This window comes from Blautia caecimuris (genome assembly GCF_024622975.1).
Lineage (GTDB): Bacteria > Bacillota > Clostridia > Lachnospirales > Lachnospiraceae > Blautia_A > Blautia_A caecimuris.
In genome coordinates, this window is sequence record NZ_JANJZT010000022.1 from 1 (window position 1) to 13,760 (window position 13,760).

Here is a 13,760-nt window from a genome sequence, read left to right on the forward strand (position 1 = left end):
GAGAATCTGGCAGACAGCCAGGAGCAGTATCAGATGGCTTTTATAAAATGTCAATATACGAATGATTACCTACTTACGGTCAAAATGGGCTTGTCCACCAGTAATTTGGCCACTATAAACCCATAAATTTCCGTTCAAATTCCATCAAAACCGAACAGTCCAGACAGAATTTTGGGCATAGAAAAAGCCCGGAAAATGGCGTATTTCCGGGCTTTTTTAGCATTTTTAAGCAGTCGATTATCTCTTGCGTAACTGAAATTAACGTTTAGATAACTTAGAAAGCTCGATTTTACCGGATTCTTGGAATGCGGTGTTGCAAACACGTTACAAACGCAGAACTTCTCATTACTCCTCAGAACACCTCTAAATAATCATCAAAGAAGGAGATAACTCAAACTGATATGCTCCTTCTTTAATTTTTTCTCATAATCTTATTTCCCTCTTGAAGTCCGATATGAAAGCCCTCTACTTATATTGGTTCGTCACATAAATATACGCATCCTCCAATGTTGCTGGGACTGACATACACTCCAATTCTGGCTGTATTTCAGAAATCACTCTTAACTGTAATCCACCCTCAATGTACTGTTTCGATGTAATACGATATTTACGTTCCACTTCTCTCGTTTTTTCCTCATCTGGTACTTTGCAAACCCATATTTTTCCCTGTGCTTCTTCAGCCAAATTCTTCATAGAACCCGCATATAAAAAGCTACCTTTGTGCATAATTGCAAGTTGGTTACAGGTCGCAGCTAAATCTTCTACCACATGAGTGGAAAACAAAACTGTCCTGTTCTCAGAAAAATCTACTAATAAATTTCGGATACGAATACGTTCTTCTGGATCTAAGCCAGTAGTCGGTTCATCTACAATCAGAAATTCCGGTTCATTCAAAAGTGCCTGCACCAATCCTACCCTTCTTTTCATGCCGCCTGATAACTGCTTCATTTTCTTCTTACGATGTTCTATAAGACTGGTCTTTTTCAAATAATAATCTATCCGCTTTCTACATTCTGCTTTCGGAACACCTGCCAGATCTCCCATATACTCCAAACACTCCTGAACCGTCAAATTAGGATACAGTTCAATTTCCTGTGGTAAATACCCTATCTTTCTTTGGATTTTTTCATAGTTTCCTTCGCTATACAAAATTCCGTCTAATGTAACCATTCCGTTTGTAGGTTTAAGCACAGTGGTCAAAACTCTCATCAAAGTTGTCTTTCCCGCTCCATTTTCTCCCAATAGTCCAAATATCCCATTTGGTATATCTAAATCTGCATGGTCGATTGCTGTGACACTATTCTTAAATCTTACCGTTAAATCCTCAATATGAATACTCATAAATTTACCCTCTCTTTCTTACGATCTTCGGCAATGCCAGTAACAAAATCAGTCCGATACAAATACACAAGCCTTTCCCATACAGCCATGTAATATCGGCAGTATTTTCTATATCTCTAAAAGAATAAGAAAACAGATTCCATGCTCCAAAAAGTTTATCTCCACCTGTGGAATTTGTTGCTACCCATATCAAAAGACTGCTTCCAATTCCCATCCACATATTGCGAAAAAGCATAGACAATGTATTAGCCAATATTCCCCAAAAGAAAATAGTTACTACAATCGCCCCAAAACAGGTAATAAACTGAAGTATTTCACTTTCTGTTACTGGATGTGTAATTGGTTTCTGAAACGCAAAAAACAATCCATATCCAAGAACAGCGAGCAGCAGCAAAAAAGTTCCCTGTATCATCAGTCTCTGTATAATAGAATAGATTCTCTTTTTTATCTGATACAGTCTCTGAACTTCGGAACGGTTGCTTGTAATTTCCTGCACATAAGTATCTGCACAAAAAACAGCAGTCAATATCGCAAAAGGCGGCTCTATGGATAGTCCTATTTCATACGTGAAAACAACTGCACGAATCACACTTAAAATTACAACAAAGGATACTGCATAAGCAATTTTATAAAATGGCAGAACAATCTTCATTTCCTTCTTCATTTATATTCGCCTCCGCTTCCAAATCTGTATCGAAATCAGTATAATTACTACCGATACAATAATAAGAAAACTTTGATTTAAGAGCGCCATCGGGGGCGGTGTCGTATCAAAAAGCTGCCCCGGAAATCGTACCATGATTGCCAAAGGTTTGCCCCAATATCCGTAAACTCCCTCTGCATTAGTTCCGCCCAAATTGGAATACACCATATAAAGAATCAAAAGTGGTACACCCGGAAGTGGATTTTTAAATATGAGTGAAATCAATGTATATATACTCACAATCATCAGCATATTAGGCAATATATAAAGTACCGTAGAAGCCACAAAATCCCATAGTCGCACTTCAAATCCACTATCCTTTGTATAGATGCGGCACAATACCCAAAACAGTATATTCAAAATAGTTAGCACAAGCAAACAAATTGTAAATCCTGCACTCACTTTTCCCATTACATACTTCCCGGCAGTCACAGGCTTTGTATGCAACAATTCATAAGTATGCTTTTTTGTATCTTGTAAAAATAAAACCGCCAACATAATAATTGCAAAAAACACCATATACAGACCCGCAAAATCAGCAAATTTTCTTGCGTAATAAAAAGAAAATGTCTTATCTTCCAATTTTTTATCTAGATATGCGTTGATTTCTTCTGCCGTTCCCTTATAATACGTACTGTCCTCGTATAAATACCTTGCCCCGTACCAGTCATATTCCTGCTCCAAATACGCATAGGCCTCTTTTAAATTCATGCTTTCCAGCTTTTCAATGACATTCTGTGCTTCTGAATCCGTCAATCCAAACACATCCGTTAATTTTATTTTTACCTTTTCATGCCATACCTCTCTGTGCTTTTCAGGCGTGGCTGGAATATAGCCCTCATACACTTCTCCTTCAACCGAAGTGTTGGACTGATCATTGATGATTTCCTCCCCCGTTGTAAGATAATGTGTGGTTAAATATGGACTTGTCGCATTAAACACACCATAAATCACAAGCAGAACACCTACCCAAAATAACGGTCGCTTTAGATAATTCCTAATCTCTCTTTTAAAAATAGCAATCATACGTATTCCTCCTTTCCTTCGTTATAGACATCATAAAATATAAATCACAACAAAAAGACAACAGCATAAAAAAATCGGACCGCTCATGCAATCCGATGAAATACTGCTGTTATTACAGCTCCACTCTGTTTTTCATTTTCTATCAGTAACTGACCACCATGCTTTTCACAATACAATCTGCTGATATACATGCCCATTCCTGAATGTTTCAAACTGTCTTTCACATTTTGCTGATAAAAAAGCTCTGTTGCCTTTTGCTTATCTATTGTAAATCCCACTCCATCATCCTTTATTCTGATCTGTAATTCAGAACAGGTAAGAAACACTTCCATTTCCACTTTTGTCTTGGCGTAACGAAAGGCATTTGACAAAAGGTTTTCTATAACCTCTAAAATCACTTCCTTATCTCCTGAAAATTTTTCTTCTGTTTCCGAACATTCTAATTCATATAGCTTTCCAAATTTTTTCCTAAACACGTTCATCTCTGCCCGTACGTCTATTTCTACCTGTTTACTGGTAATTTCTTCTGCTACTAACTCCCTTGTATCTAAACTGCTCATCTTTCGCATAGTTTCCACAAAGATATCCATACGTTCAATCTGTTTTTTGCTTTCATTTACCATTTCTAAGGCTTGCTCCATATTTATCTCTTTCTTCGGAAGATATTCTGAAAGCATTTCCTGATACCCCTCCAGCACAGAGAGCGGAGAACGTATATCATGTGCAATGGCAGCCCGCAAAGCCTTTTCTTCCTCAAGCATTTTCCATAACTGTTGATTATTCTCTGCCAGCTGTCCTCTCATTCGTTCAAACTCTTTGCACAATCCGCCCATCTCATCTTCATTTTCATAAGTGATATGGAAATCTAAATTATTTCGACCAACTTGTCGGGAAGCCAGTTCTAATTCTTCGATAGGGCATTTCAGTTTATGCTTATAAAAAAGAAATACCGCTATAATACTCCCTGCAACAGATACGATAAGCACTGTAAATGTCTGAAGAAAATCACATATTTCCGATACATGATAATCAAATTCTTTCATTTCATAAGAATGTGGTCTCGGAACATCTGGCAAATACCTTCTACCATCCCCTTCAGCCATTTCAAAATATTCTTCTTGGTCTACATAATTCCACCAAATGTTGTTTTGTACTGTGCTTGCTATTCGCATAATTAGTGCTGAAAGATAAAAACTAATTATTAAACTAATTATCATATACAAAACAATGGTTTTCCTTAACGAAAGATTTTTTATTTTGCCCATTTATATCCCCTCCCCCATACCGTTGCAATATATTCGTGTTCCGAATACATTTTCATTTTCTTGCGGATTCTGCGAATCAACTCCGTAACCACCCGGCTGTCCCCTTCTGCATCATATCCGCCAATCTTCTCATAGATTCGTTCTTTATCAAATACCATTTCAGGGTTCATAGACAAAAATTCTATGATCTCATACTCTAATTTCGTAAGATCTAAAGTTTTTTCCTTAATATGTACACATTTGCTGGCATAGTCAATTACTAAATCCCCATAAAACCGTTGTTCTGTTTTCCTATGTAAACGTTCCTCACGTTTCAAGTGAGCAATAATTCTGGCATCCAGTTCTTTCAAACTGAACGGTTTCAAAACATAATCATCTCCACCGGACAGCAGCCCCATTACCCGATCCTGTTCTTCTACCTTAGCAGTCAAAAAAATAATTGGACAGGAAACCCTATCTCTGATTCTTCTGCATACTTCAATCCCATCCATTCCCGGCATATTCACATCCAATAGGATAATATCAGGGTTTGCATTTATCTTTTCCATTGCTTCTATGCCATTTTCTGCAATCATTACCGTATAATTCTTCAATGTAAAGTATTGATTCAGCATTTTTAGCAATTCTCTATCATCATCAACCATTAAAATCTTATAATTCATAAAGTCCACCTCTGATTCCATACTGTCTTTTCATTATAGTATAGCTTATAAAAAGCAACAAATAAACAACAACTCATCGAAAAGGGCACAGTTCACTCGGAACTGCGCCTTTTCTCTTCCCAAAATATTCCTTTATAGAAAAATAATCTCTTTATCTACAATCTCCCTCGCACACGCTTGTATATTGTTCATTTTTGCTACCCATTCCATCTGATTTTCTGCCTTTAACTGTTCTGTAATGCCTTGTGCCTGTTTCATCTGCTCTACAATCCTTTCAAAGCGTTCCTGTGCCTGTTCTTCTATATCTGCAAGATAACTATTCAGCCTGCCATTTGTAAGCAGAGTAATATAAATGGCTCTCTTATGCTCTTTCAAATAGCGTTTATGTCTTTGTCCCCATACGCCAATAAATCTTTGTTCTTCTTCCTCTGGCAAGGTAAGACAGGGGATAAGATAATCCCCATGTCTGATATAAGTGCCGCTCATTTCTTCAAATATTGTTTTTTTCATAATCATTTCCACCTTTCTTATCGTTCTCTATCCATAGATTTCTTCTTAACTGACCGTTTCGGCTGCTGTCTGCCTTCCTGCTGATAGCGGTACAATTTTTCCAATACGCTTATTTTTTTCGGTTGTTCTAATGGATTTTCTTTCTTCTGCTCCATCTGATTTTTCCATACTCGCAGTTCTTCATTATATTCCATAATTAGCGCTTCTGCCTTGTTATAAACCTTCTGAAAGGCTTGCACATTAGGATAACCTTCACGTTTTACTATCTGCTCCATACTCTTGTGCAGACGCTTTTCCAAATCCTCTAACAGTTCAATTTTCCCTTCCAGAGATTTTCGTTCTTTGCCTTTAAAGAACCCTCGCAGCTCTGACAGTTGCTTTTTCAAAGAAGAAATATCCTGCTGTGTGCGTTTTATCTCCCTTGACTGTCCCTGCAAGTCATACATGACCTTCTGCATATCTTTCCACTCTTGCAAATCAATCTTTGGTACAGGTTTAGGCGGCAGCTTAAATTTGAAAATCACTTCCTGTAAAAAGTCTTTTGCCCCTCGGATAATCTGTCGAAACATATCCGGCAGCCAACCGTGTGTCCTGATAGATTGCAGCGTTTCATCTGTGATTTTTTCCTGCTTAATCTTCAAAATATCTTCTTCAGGAACACCCTCGACTAATGCCACATCAACTGTCCGATTCCATTCCTGCCTTGCCGCATTGTCTGCCTTTATCTCCTCTGCCTTCGGATTGTTCTTTCCGATTTTCTTCGTTGCCAGATAAACGCCGCCCTGTTGGAATACAGAAAGTTTTTCTGATTCTTCTTTTACATAGCAGTTAATTGTATCAGTAAACAGTTCTTTCACTTCTTTGGTAAAGGCTTTGTTCTTAAACCATTCCTCTTTTTTTGTGAAGATATGACTGTCATATACTTCCCCTTTAGGGATAATGCTGCACCCTGCTCGGATATTTCCCTGCTCGTCTAAAATCTCTTTTTTTGTGCGTCTATGCTTTCCCTGTTCATCATAAAACATATTTCGGGTGGCAATCTTCACTTCGGGCTGCTCCAACATTTTCCGTTCGCTGAATACCAGATGGATATGGTAATTCGTCTTTGTCTTGTTGTGATGAAGGGCTGCGCTGCACTCCACTCCATATCTTTTATGAAAAGTCTCTGTAAAAATTCTTACCACATCACCTGACCTGTACTGAACAAAACTTTCGGGAAGTGCTATGATGAACTCACGCCCTTCGATACATTTCCCTGCTGATCCGCTCGCCTTAAAATCCAACTGATTTTCTATCGCAAGATTTTTCCAAAACTCCGGTGTTGCCCCTTCTGTCTGATAGGTAGCATAGAGATATTCCTGTCTTTTCGGATTGGAGATATAATCAATACGCCCTGCCATATCGGACAGCTTACTTTGTCTGATAAATGAATGTCTGCCTATAAGCATCCTCCTTTCTCGGCTTGCGCCGGCTTTGCTACGAGTAGGTGCATAGGCACCTGTTTACGAACTTATCCGCCTGTCGGCGGTACAGCTCCCGGCAGGGCGAAATACGCAGAGCATAAACGAAGTTTGTGTGATGGGTGTATTTCGCTCTCAAACGCCGAGGGCTTATTTTTGTTTAACAAAGTCCGATTACTTCTCGGACACACGCTTAGATTTATGGGCGTATCCGCCCTTTTGATCTGCCCGTATCCGGGCTGCTTTTTCTATGACTGACAGCAGATGATCTACGGTACTTTCTTCCCAGCCCGCAAGCCATATCAGAGTTTTTTCCTCTGCTTTTGTCAGTTCCACGTCTGCCAGTACCTTGTTCATTTTTTGTATCTGCCTGCCCTCCATCTCATAAAATAAATCATTCACATTTCTGCTTTCTCTTTCCGGCTGCTTTAACATCTACAACACTCCCTTCTGCTAAAAAATAAAATAAATTTAAAAATTACACGTATAAGCGTATAAACGTATCTTCCATACTTTTCAGAAACCTGTAATCCCTTGATTTTCCTGAGAATATACGCATATACGCTTCTTTGAAAAATTCTTTTTTATCGGTTTTTCATCCGTATCAACGGTAACTGTCTATGCGTATCTGCGTATGGATTCCCTGAAATCCTCTGGCATTTTTCCCATTGTCTGAAGGAATATTCGTAGAATAATGAATGTGATACTTCTTTTCATTTTCTTTTAAGTACCCTGAAAAACTTTTTGCACTCATAGGTTTTTCCGTATTATCCTCACACCAACGGCAGTATGCTTGATAAAGATTCTTAGAAGTCGCTGTTGTATTTTCTTCCAAACGGATATACCCGGATGACTGCATAAAAGCGATAATGTTATTCCCGGATTCCATAGCTTCGTGTAGATTTTTCTTTGCACGTTCGCTGATGGTAAAGCGGTATTTATTTTTCAGTAATCGTTTCAACCCCTCCAGACACCAGAGAAAAATATCGTCTGCTTCTCTTTGCAGTTTCTCAATCAGATAGGGATCATCTACTCTGTCCGGCGGCACATCTTTGACCGTAAGGATAATCTGCCTGCGGTAAAATCCATAGGAACGGTCATGCAAGGCACTGAGACTTCCGTTTCCAAAGCAAAGAAATCTGACATATAAATTTCCCTGCACACTCTGCTTTGACTTCCTTTCCAAATCCATCTTATCCTCCAAAGTGACTATGGTTTTAATATAGTTGGTGTCTTTCAAGGCTTCCAGTTTCATATCATCATCCACCATCAAAAGCCGGTATTCCAAATCTGCCCTTGCAAAACGGTTATGCTCTACCTTTTGAATATTGCTTACATTCATATTCGTTCCGAGAATTTTTCTCATGACCAGACCAATACGGGATTTTCCCTCCCCGCCTTTTCCTAAGATAATCAATAACTTCTGTGCCTTGTTGGATGGAATTAAACAATATCCCATATATTCCTGCAAGGTAGGAATATCATCTTCCTCCAACAGTTCTGAAAGAAATTTCAGCCACCGTTCCGGCTTTGCTTCTTTCATTTCATAATTTACAGGCAAGCGGTTCAGGCAAAACTCTTTCTTCTCTGTGAAATCTCCATTCAAAAAATAAGTCCCGTTATTCACATGGATGCGATCCATCTGCACCGGAAGTTCCTCCGAATAGGCTTCCAGTTTAAGAACCTCCAAAAGCTGTTTCACTTTCTTGGAAATCCCTTTCGTAAGAACCGGTTTTACCATTCTGTAAATTTCTTTTTCCACTTCGCTGTCCGGCAGCATTCCATCATAGCTGAAAAAGATACCGTTGATACATTTCAAAGGCATTCTTTGCAGGAAATTTTCACAAAATGCTACCTCATCAATCTGCCCATCCTCAAACCATTCCTGAGAGTACGGCTTAGAGTTCATTTCCCTCTGATCCAATGCTTTTTCCAGTCTGTTCCTTGTTGTTTCGTCTATATTCTTCCATTCGTTCTTCAATTCTTTTCACATCCTTCCCACTATCCAGCAAAAATTCAATTCTGTCCTGTAACTCTCCAAACACCAGTAAATCCAGATAGTAATTTATCTTTTCTGTCTGCTGACAGGCTTCTATAAATTCTGCTTTCCATTCTTCGTCTGGCATTTTAGGTGCATGGCTCACTTTCCATTCTTCCAGCAGATGAAGATAATCTGATAAAATGCGGATACTTTCCCGTTCCCATTCTTCAAATTTCTTTTCGGTCTGGTACAATGTTCTTTTCGGTTTTTCTTTTTTCTTACTGACATTCCTTTTCTTTGCATTATCTATAAAAAACGGTATCTGAAAATCTTCTGCCAGTTTCTTTGCTGCTTCCAATGGTGCAAGATGAAAGAAATCTGCCACAAACGTAATCACATCCCCTTTCGCACCACAGGCAAAGCAGCAAAAGCCTTTGTCTACTTTCATACTGGGATGCCTGTCATCGTGAAAGGGGCAACAGACCATCCCATTTTTATTTACTTTTAATCCGTACTGTTCGGCAGCCTGCCTTGCAGTTACGTTTTCTTTTACTGCTTGAAAAATATTCAATTCGACTCCTTTAAAATTTTCGTTGTATTCTCTCAGAGCCTTTGATATACTGAATTTGCGAGATAGAGTTATCAAAAGCTCTGAGAAGTTGTCCTTGTGTTACGCAAGGGCTTTTTCTTTTCCCTGCTTTTTTGCCTCTCCATTGAAATATCCAGTTTCCTCCCATACTTTACGATCAGAACAGTAATAACTGAATTCATTGGAATCGCCCATCTTCATTGCCACTCCAAATTTCAAAATTCCCTGCTGTATTCCGATACGAACGTAATGAGCATCTTTTCCGATTGCTTTTGCAATTTCCGTAATCGGCACATTTCTTCCCGTAAATGGCGGCAATTCTACATATAATCTTTTATCCATTTTCCATATCCTCCTTTACAATCTGACTGAGTTCTTGATCTAAAGCTGTATCAATTTTATATGCTACCTGCGGTGTACAGCCCTTTCCTGATATAATGCAGGAAATCGTCTGCCTTGACACTCCACTTAACTCAGCCAATTTCTTAATTGTTAATCCTCTTTCTCCCATCAAAATCTGCATTTTAAATACGTTTATCTTCATTTTATTTCTCCTTTCTTTTTTAATATGTACTTTTAATGCGCATTTTTATTATATGCACTTATTCTGCACATGTCAATACTATTTTATATAAATATGCACTTGTAATTCGTATTTTTCTATGATATGATAAGCGTGAGGTGAATAATGATGAGTAATGAGAAGTTACATAACAATCAAATCGGACTTAGAATCCGTACTGCTCGAAAAGAAAAAGGTATCAACCAAACAGAGCTTGCAAATTTGTTAGGGAAATCGCTTCGCACAATCCAAAAATATGAAAGCGGAGAAATCGAAGTTTCCATTGCTATGCTCAATGAAATCGCAAAAGTTTTAGACTGCGAATCCACATATCTCATAGGGTATGATACCGAGAGAAAACCTTTAGAAAATCTTTCTGATATTATGAATTTCTTATTTCAGTTAGATAAGATAAAGGAACTTGGCTTCAATATCGAAGTCAAACGACCACCACATTATGATGGATGGGAATGTGCTATTACTTTTAATGGAAAAGATGTTTCTACGGAGTTAAATCAGGATCTCTGTCTATTCTTGGAAGAATTTGAGGATAAACGAAATGAAGTCAAGGACTATCAGACAAGTCTCGAATCTTATCAGAAGTGGCAGGATAAAACACTTGCTTATTACGCAAATGCAAAACTGACCGAAAAAGAAACAGAAGAAATCTCAAACGAAGAACGAATCCAGAGATTTCAAAAAATTATGAACGAGCGGTACGGTAAGAAAGAGTCCTAATTTTTAAGGAGGATTTTTAGAATATGAAATTACCGAACGGCTACGGAAGTGTAGTAAAACTATCTGGAAAAAGAAGAAAACCTTGGATGGTTCGTAAAACCACAGGCTATCGCATTGATCCAGTCAAAGAAAAGAAAGTAAATGAATATATCATTATTGGATATGCCGCCACAAAAACAGAGGGATTGCAAATGCTGGCTGATTATAATCGGAATCCTTATGATACGAAGGCAGCCAAAATGACTTTTGATGAAGTGTATGAAGAATGGTCTAAGAAAAAATTTCCTACGGTATCCGAAAGCAATATCAAAGGATACAAGGCATCTCACAAAACATGTGGCATTCTTTACAACCGAGTTTTCAAGGATTTAAAACTGGCAGACTTGCAACAGGTTATTGACACTTGCGGAAAGAATTATCCCACATTGAAGAAAATCAAAATCCTGTTCAACCAGTTATATGAATTTGCATTGAAGAATGACATCTGCAACAAAGATTATTCTACTTTTGTCGAAATCTCCCAGTACAAAGACCGCAATCCAAACAAGCATACACGTACAAAATTCACGAAAGAAGAAGTCGCAAAAGTCTGGACAATGAAAGAGGACAAATACTATCAGATTATCCTCATGCTGCTTTATAATGGCACACGTATCTCTGAATTTCTTGACTTGAAGAAAGAAAATGTGCATTTGGAAGAACAGTATTTTGATGTAATTGACAGCAAAACAGAAAACGGAATCCGAAAAGTTCCGATTGCTGATAAGCTCCTGCCTTACTATAAAGACTGGTATAATTCTTGTCCTGATTGCAAATATCTTCTTCATACAGAGGATGGCAAAAGATTTCTTTATCGCAATTACTATGACAGCTATTGGACTCCTCTTGTGGAACAGATTGGAATTGACCGTACACCACATTGTACCCGGCATACCTGTATTTCCATGTTATCGGAAGCCGGTGTTCAGGATACAACAATCAAGAAAATTGTGGGGCACTCCGGTGCTATGACTTTGACAGAAAAAGTTTATACTCACTTAGATATGCAGGTTCTTGTAGACGCAATCAACAAAACCTTAGAAGATGAGGACAGCGTAACTGCCGATACAAAATCTGCATAACAAAAAGGACACTCTCCAGTGCCTATCACCGAAAAGTGTCCTATATTTTTTAGATATTTTTGTTGCAAACATGTTGCAAATGCGTTGCGAACTGAGTAAATTCCACCGCTTTTCACCACATCTGACAACTCCACAAACCCTTGTAAAACAAGGATTTGAACGTAAATCCGAGTTCCGAAGATTATCTCTTGCTGAACTGAGGTGCTCTACGAGCTGCCTTGAGACCGTATTTTTTACGCTCTTTCATACGTGGATCACGTGTAAGGAATCCAGCAGCTTTCAGAACTGGTCTGTACTCAGCGTCTGCCTGAAGCAGTGCTCTTGCAACGCCGTGTCTGATAGCACCAGCCTGTCCTGTGTATCCGCCGCCTTTTACATTAACGAGAACATCAAATTTGCCCTCTGTCTCTGTAGCAGCCAGTGGCTGACGAACGATAACTTTCAGTGTTTCAAGACCGAAATACTCGTCGATATCTCTTTTATTGATTGTGATTTTGCCTGTACCAGGTGTAAGGTAAACTCTTGCGATTGATTTTTTTCTTCTTCCTGTTCCGTAGAATTTTGCGCTAGCCAATGTCTCTTACCTCCTCATTAAAATGTTAAGACTTCCGGTTTCTGAGCCTCATGTTTGTGCTCCGGTCCGGCATAAACGAAAAGTTTCTTGTACATGGTTCTTCCCAGAGGTCCCTTTGGAAGCATACCTTTAACAGCCAGCTCAATAACCTTTTCCGGTTTCTTAGCCATCATTTCTTTTAATGTGGTCTCTTTCATTCCGCCCACATAATCAGAGTGGTGATAGTAGATCTTCTGATCCATTTTCTTTCCTGTTACTTTGATCTTGTCAGCGTTTACGATGATCACATAATCACCTGTATCTACATGCGGTGTAAACTGAGGTTTGTTTTTACCTCTTAATACACTTGCAACACCAGATGCCAGACGGCCCAGTGTACAGCCTTCTGCATCAACTACATACCATTTTCTCTCGATTTTATCTGGATTAGCCATATAAGTCTGCATGGTTTTACCTCCTGTTAATTATCAACGATTTAATTTGTCTGACCGCGGTATCCCGCGATAATAAATAATTCCTGGTGATCAGTGCAAAATAATCGCGGAAATGTCCGAAACCGCTGATAAAACGCCTTTGCCGGGGCTTTGGCTCAGGAGTTATCGCACTATGTCACATTGAGTAATTGTACTATACACTTTATGTTCTGTCAACATTTTTTTCCATATTTTTAAGCGAAATAGAAAAAGAAACGGAACGCGCAGCTGCCGCATCTCTGATCGATGCGGCAGCTCATTTTGCTCCGTTATGGCATAATATGATTTAAAATAATTCTTTTTTATCAGAACCTGTATTTATTACTCCCTGATATCCCCCTGATTTCTTTATTACTGCCTGACGCTGAGCCGCACCAGAGCCCTTTGAAGTTTTGCCTTTGCGTTTTTATACTCCTGATCAGTCAGGCCTGTACGCTCCAGTACTGCCTCTGCCCGAGTCTTTGCCGCATCTGCTCTGGCTTTGTCAATATCTTCCTTCCACTCCCAGGTAGTTGCCAAAAGACTGCATTTGCCATCTATCACAGAAAGCATCCCGCCAATGCAGGCTGCCTCCCGTCTGGTGCCGTCCTCCATGACTACATGGGCTTCTCCCATGCCAAGAGCCGTACAGAAATTACAGTGCCCGGCAAGAATTGCCAGATCGCCTGTAATGCTTCTGCACACGACACGGGCCACATCTCCCTCAAACAGAAGACCATCCGGTGTTCCGATCTGCAATGGAAAGGTGCTCATAA

The 13,760-nt window shown here is 39.0% G+C and carries 17 protein-coding genes; 2 read left to right on the forward strand and 15 right to left on the reverse strand.

What is annotated here, in order from left to right:
- Positions 1 to 465 precede the first annotated feature (465 nt).
- The 12 genes from NSA57_RS13410 to NSA57_RS13465 all read right to left on the reverse strand — a co-directional run bounded on the left by NSA57_RS13410 (position 466) and on the right by NSA57_RS13465 (position 10,081).
- Entirely contained in the window at positions 466 to 1,341 is an 876-nt protein-coding gene (locus tag NSA57_RS13410; RefSeq protein ID WP_226976613.1) for an ABC transporter ATP-binding protein, read from the reverse strand.
- 4 nt (positions 1,342 to 1,345) lie between these two features.
- Positions 1,346 to 2,005, reverse strand: a complete 660-nt coding sequence (locus tag NSA57_RS13415) for a hypothetical protein (RefSeq protein WP_015521696.1) — start codon at positions 2,003 to 2,005, stop codon at positions 1,346 to 1,348.
- Positions 2,006 to 3,070 (reverse strand): ABC transporter permease, encoded by a 1,065-nt coding sequence (locus NSA57_RS13420; RefSeq protein WP_022037030.1) that lies wholly within the window; start codon positions 3,068 to 3,070, stop codon positions 2,006 to 2,008. It lies immediately after the preceding gene.
- A gap of 83 nt (positions 3,071 to 3,153) precedes the next feature.
- Complete coding sequence (locus NSA57_RS13425) at positions 3,154 to 4,335, reverse strand: HAMP domain-containing sensor histidine kinase (protein ID WP_025580964.1); 1,182 nt, start codon at positions 4,333 to 4,335, stop codon at positions 3,154 to 3,156.
- Positions 4,323 to 4,997, reverse strand: a complete 675-nt coding sequence (locus tag NSA57_RS13430; protein ID WP_257465088.1) for a response regulator transcription factor — start codon at positions 4,995 to 4,997, stop codon at positions 4,323 to 4,325. Before NSA57_RS13430 ends, NSA57_RS13425 begins: the two co-directional genes overlap by 13 nt.
- 132 nt (positions 4,998 to 5,129) lie before the next feature.
- Complete coding sequence (locus NSA57_RS13435) at positions 5,130 to 5,507, reverse strand: TnpV protein (protein ID WP_226976615.1); 378 nt, start codon at positions 5,505 to 5,507, stop codon at positions 5,130 to 5,132.
- Positions 5,508 to 5,524: 17 nt separating this feature from the next.
- Complete coding sequence (locus NSA57_RS13440) at positions 5,525 to 6,955, reverse strand: MobA/MobL family protein (protein WP_226976616.1); 1,431 nt, start codon at positions 6,953 to 6,955, stop codon at positions 5,525 to 5,527.
- Between the two features lie 186 nt (positions 6,956 to 7,141).
- Positions 7,142 to 7,402 carry a hypothetical protein gene (locus NSA57_RS13445; protein WP_226976617.1) on the reverse strand — a complete coding sequence of 87 codons (261 nt, stop codon included), beginning with the start codon at positions 7,400 to 7,402 and terminating at the stop codon, positions 7,142 to 7,144.
- Between the two features lie 169 nt (positions 7,403 to 7,571).
- The gene (locus NSA57_RS13450) at positions 7,572 to 8,876 is read right to left on the reverse strand and encodes a DNA primase family protein (RefSeq protein ID WP_226976696.1); all 1,305 of its coding nucleotides are present in this window, start codon (positions 8,874 to 8,876) and stop codon (positions 7,572 to 7,574) included.
- A complete protein-coding gene (locus NSA57_RS13455) occupies positions 8,866 to 9,519 on the reverse strand; it encodes a CHC2 zinc finger domain-containing protein (protein ID WP_257465089.1) in 654 nt (217 codons plus the stop codon). The genes NSA57_RS13450 and NSA57_RS13455 overlap by 11 nt, the downstream gene beginning before the upstream one ends.
- 99 nt (positions 9,520 to 9,618) lie before the next feature.
- A complete protein-coding gene (locus tag NSA57_RS13460; protein WP_040351214.1) occupies positions 9,619 to 9,879 on the reverse strand; it encodes a hypothetical protein in 261 nt (86 codons plus the stop codon).
- On the reverse strand, positions 9,872 to 10,081 hold the full coding sequence (locus NSA57_RS13465; RefSeq protein WP_226976619.1) for a helix-turn-helix transcriptional regulator: 210 nt from the start codon (positions 10,079 to 10,081) through the stop codon (positions 9,872 to 9,874). Before NSA57_RS13465 ends, NSA57_RS13460 begins: the two co-directional genes overlap by 8 nt.
- A 144-nt stretch (positions 10,082 to 10,225) precedes the next feature.
- Here NSA57_RS13465 and NSA57_RS13470 point away from each other — a divergent pair, with 144 nt between their 5' ends.
- Together NSA57_RS13470 and NSA57_RS13475 are read left to right on the forward strand one after the other, a co-directional pair.
- Positions 10,226 to 10,837, forward strand: coding sequence for a helix-turn-helix domain-containing protein (locus NSA57_RS13470; RefSeq protein ID WP_226976620.1), 612 nt, complete (start codon positions 10,226 to 10,228; stop codon positions 10,835 to 10,837).
- Between the two features lie 23 nt (positions 10,838 to 10,860).
- Positions 10,861 to 11,958: a tyrosine-type recombinase/integrase gene (locus NSA57_RS13475; RefSeq protein ID WP_226976621.1), complete on the forward strand. Its 1,098-nt coding sequence runs from the start codon at positions 10,861 to 10,863 to the stop codon at positions 11,956 to 11,958.
- A gap of 181 nt (positions 11,959 to 12,139) precedes the next feature.
- Here the strand turns inward: NSA57_RS13475 and rpsI are convergent, their stop codons facing one another.
- From rpsI to atpC, 3 genes are all read right to left on the reverse strand, one after another.
- Positions 12,140 to 12,532, reverse strand: a complete 393-nt coding sequence (rpsI, locus tag NSA57_RS13480; protein WP_022066861.1) for a 30S ribosomal protein S9 — start codon at positions 12,530 to 12,532, stop codon at positions 12,140 to 12,142.
- 17 nt (positions 12,533 to 12,549) lie between these two features.
- The gene (gene rplM, locus NSA57_RS13485) at positions 12,550 to 12,978 is read right to left on the reverse strand and encodes a 50S ribosomal protein L13 (RefSeq protein ID WP_022066862.1); all 429 of its coding nucleotides are present in this window, start codon (positions 12,976 to 12,978) and stop codon (positions 12,550 to 12,552) included.
- A 378-nt stretch (positions 12,979 to 13,356) separates the two neighbouring features.
- Entirely contained in the window at positions 13,357 to 13,758 is a 402-nt protein-coding gene (atpC, locus tag NSA57_RS13490) for an ATP synthase F1 subunit epsilon (protein WP_022066863.1), read from the reverse strand.
- Between the last annotated feature and the right edge of the window lie 2 nt (positions 13,759 to 13,760).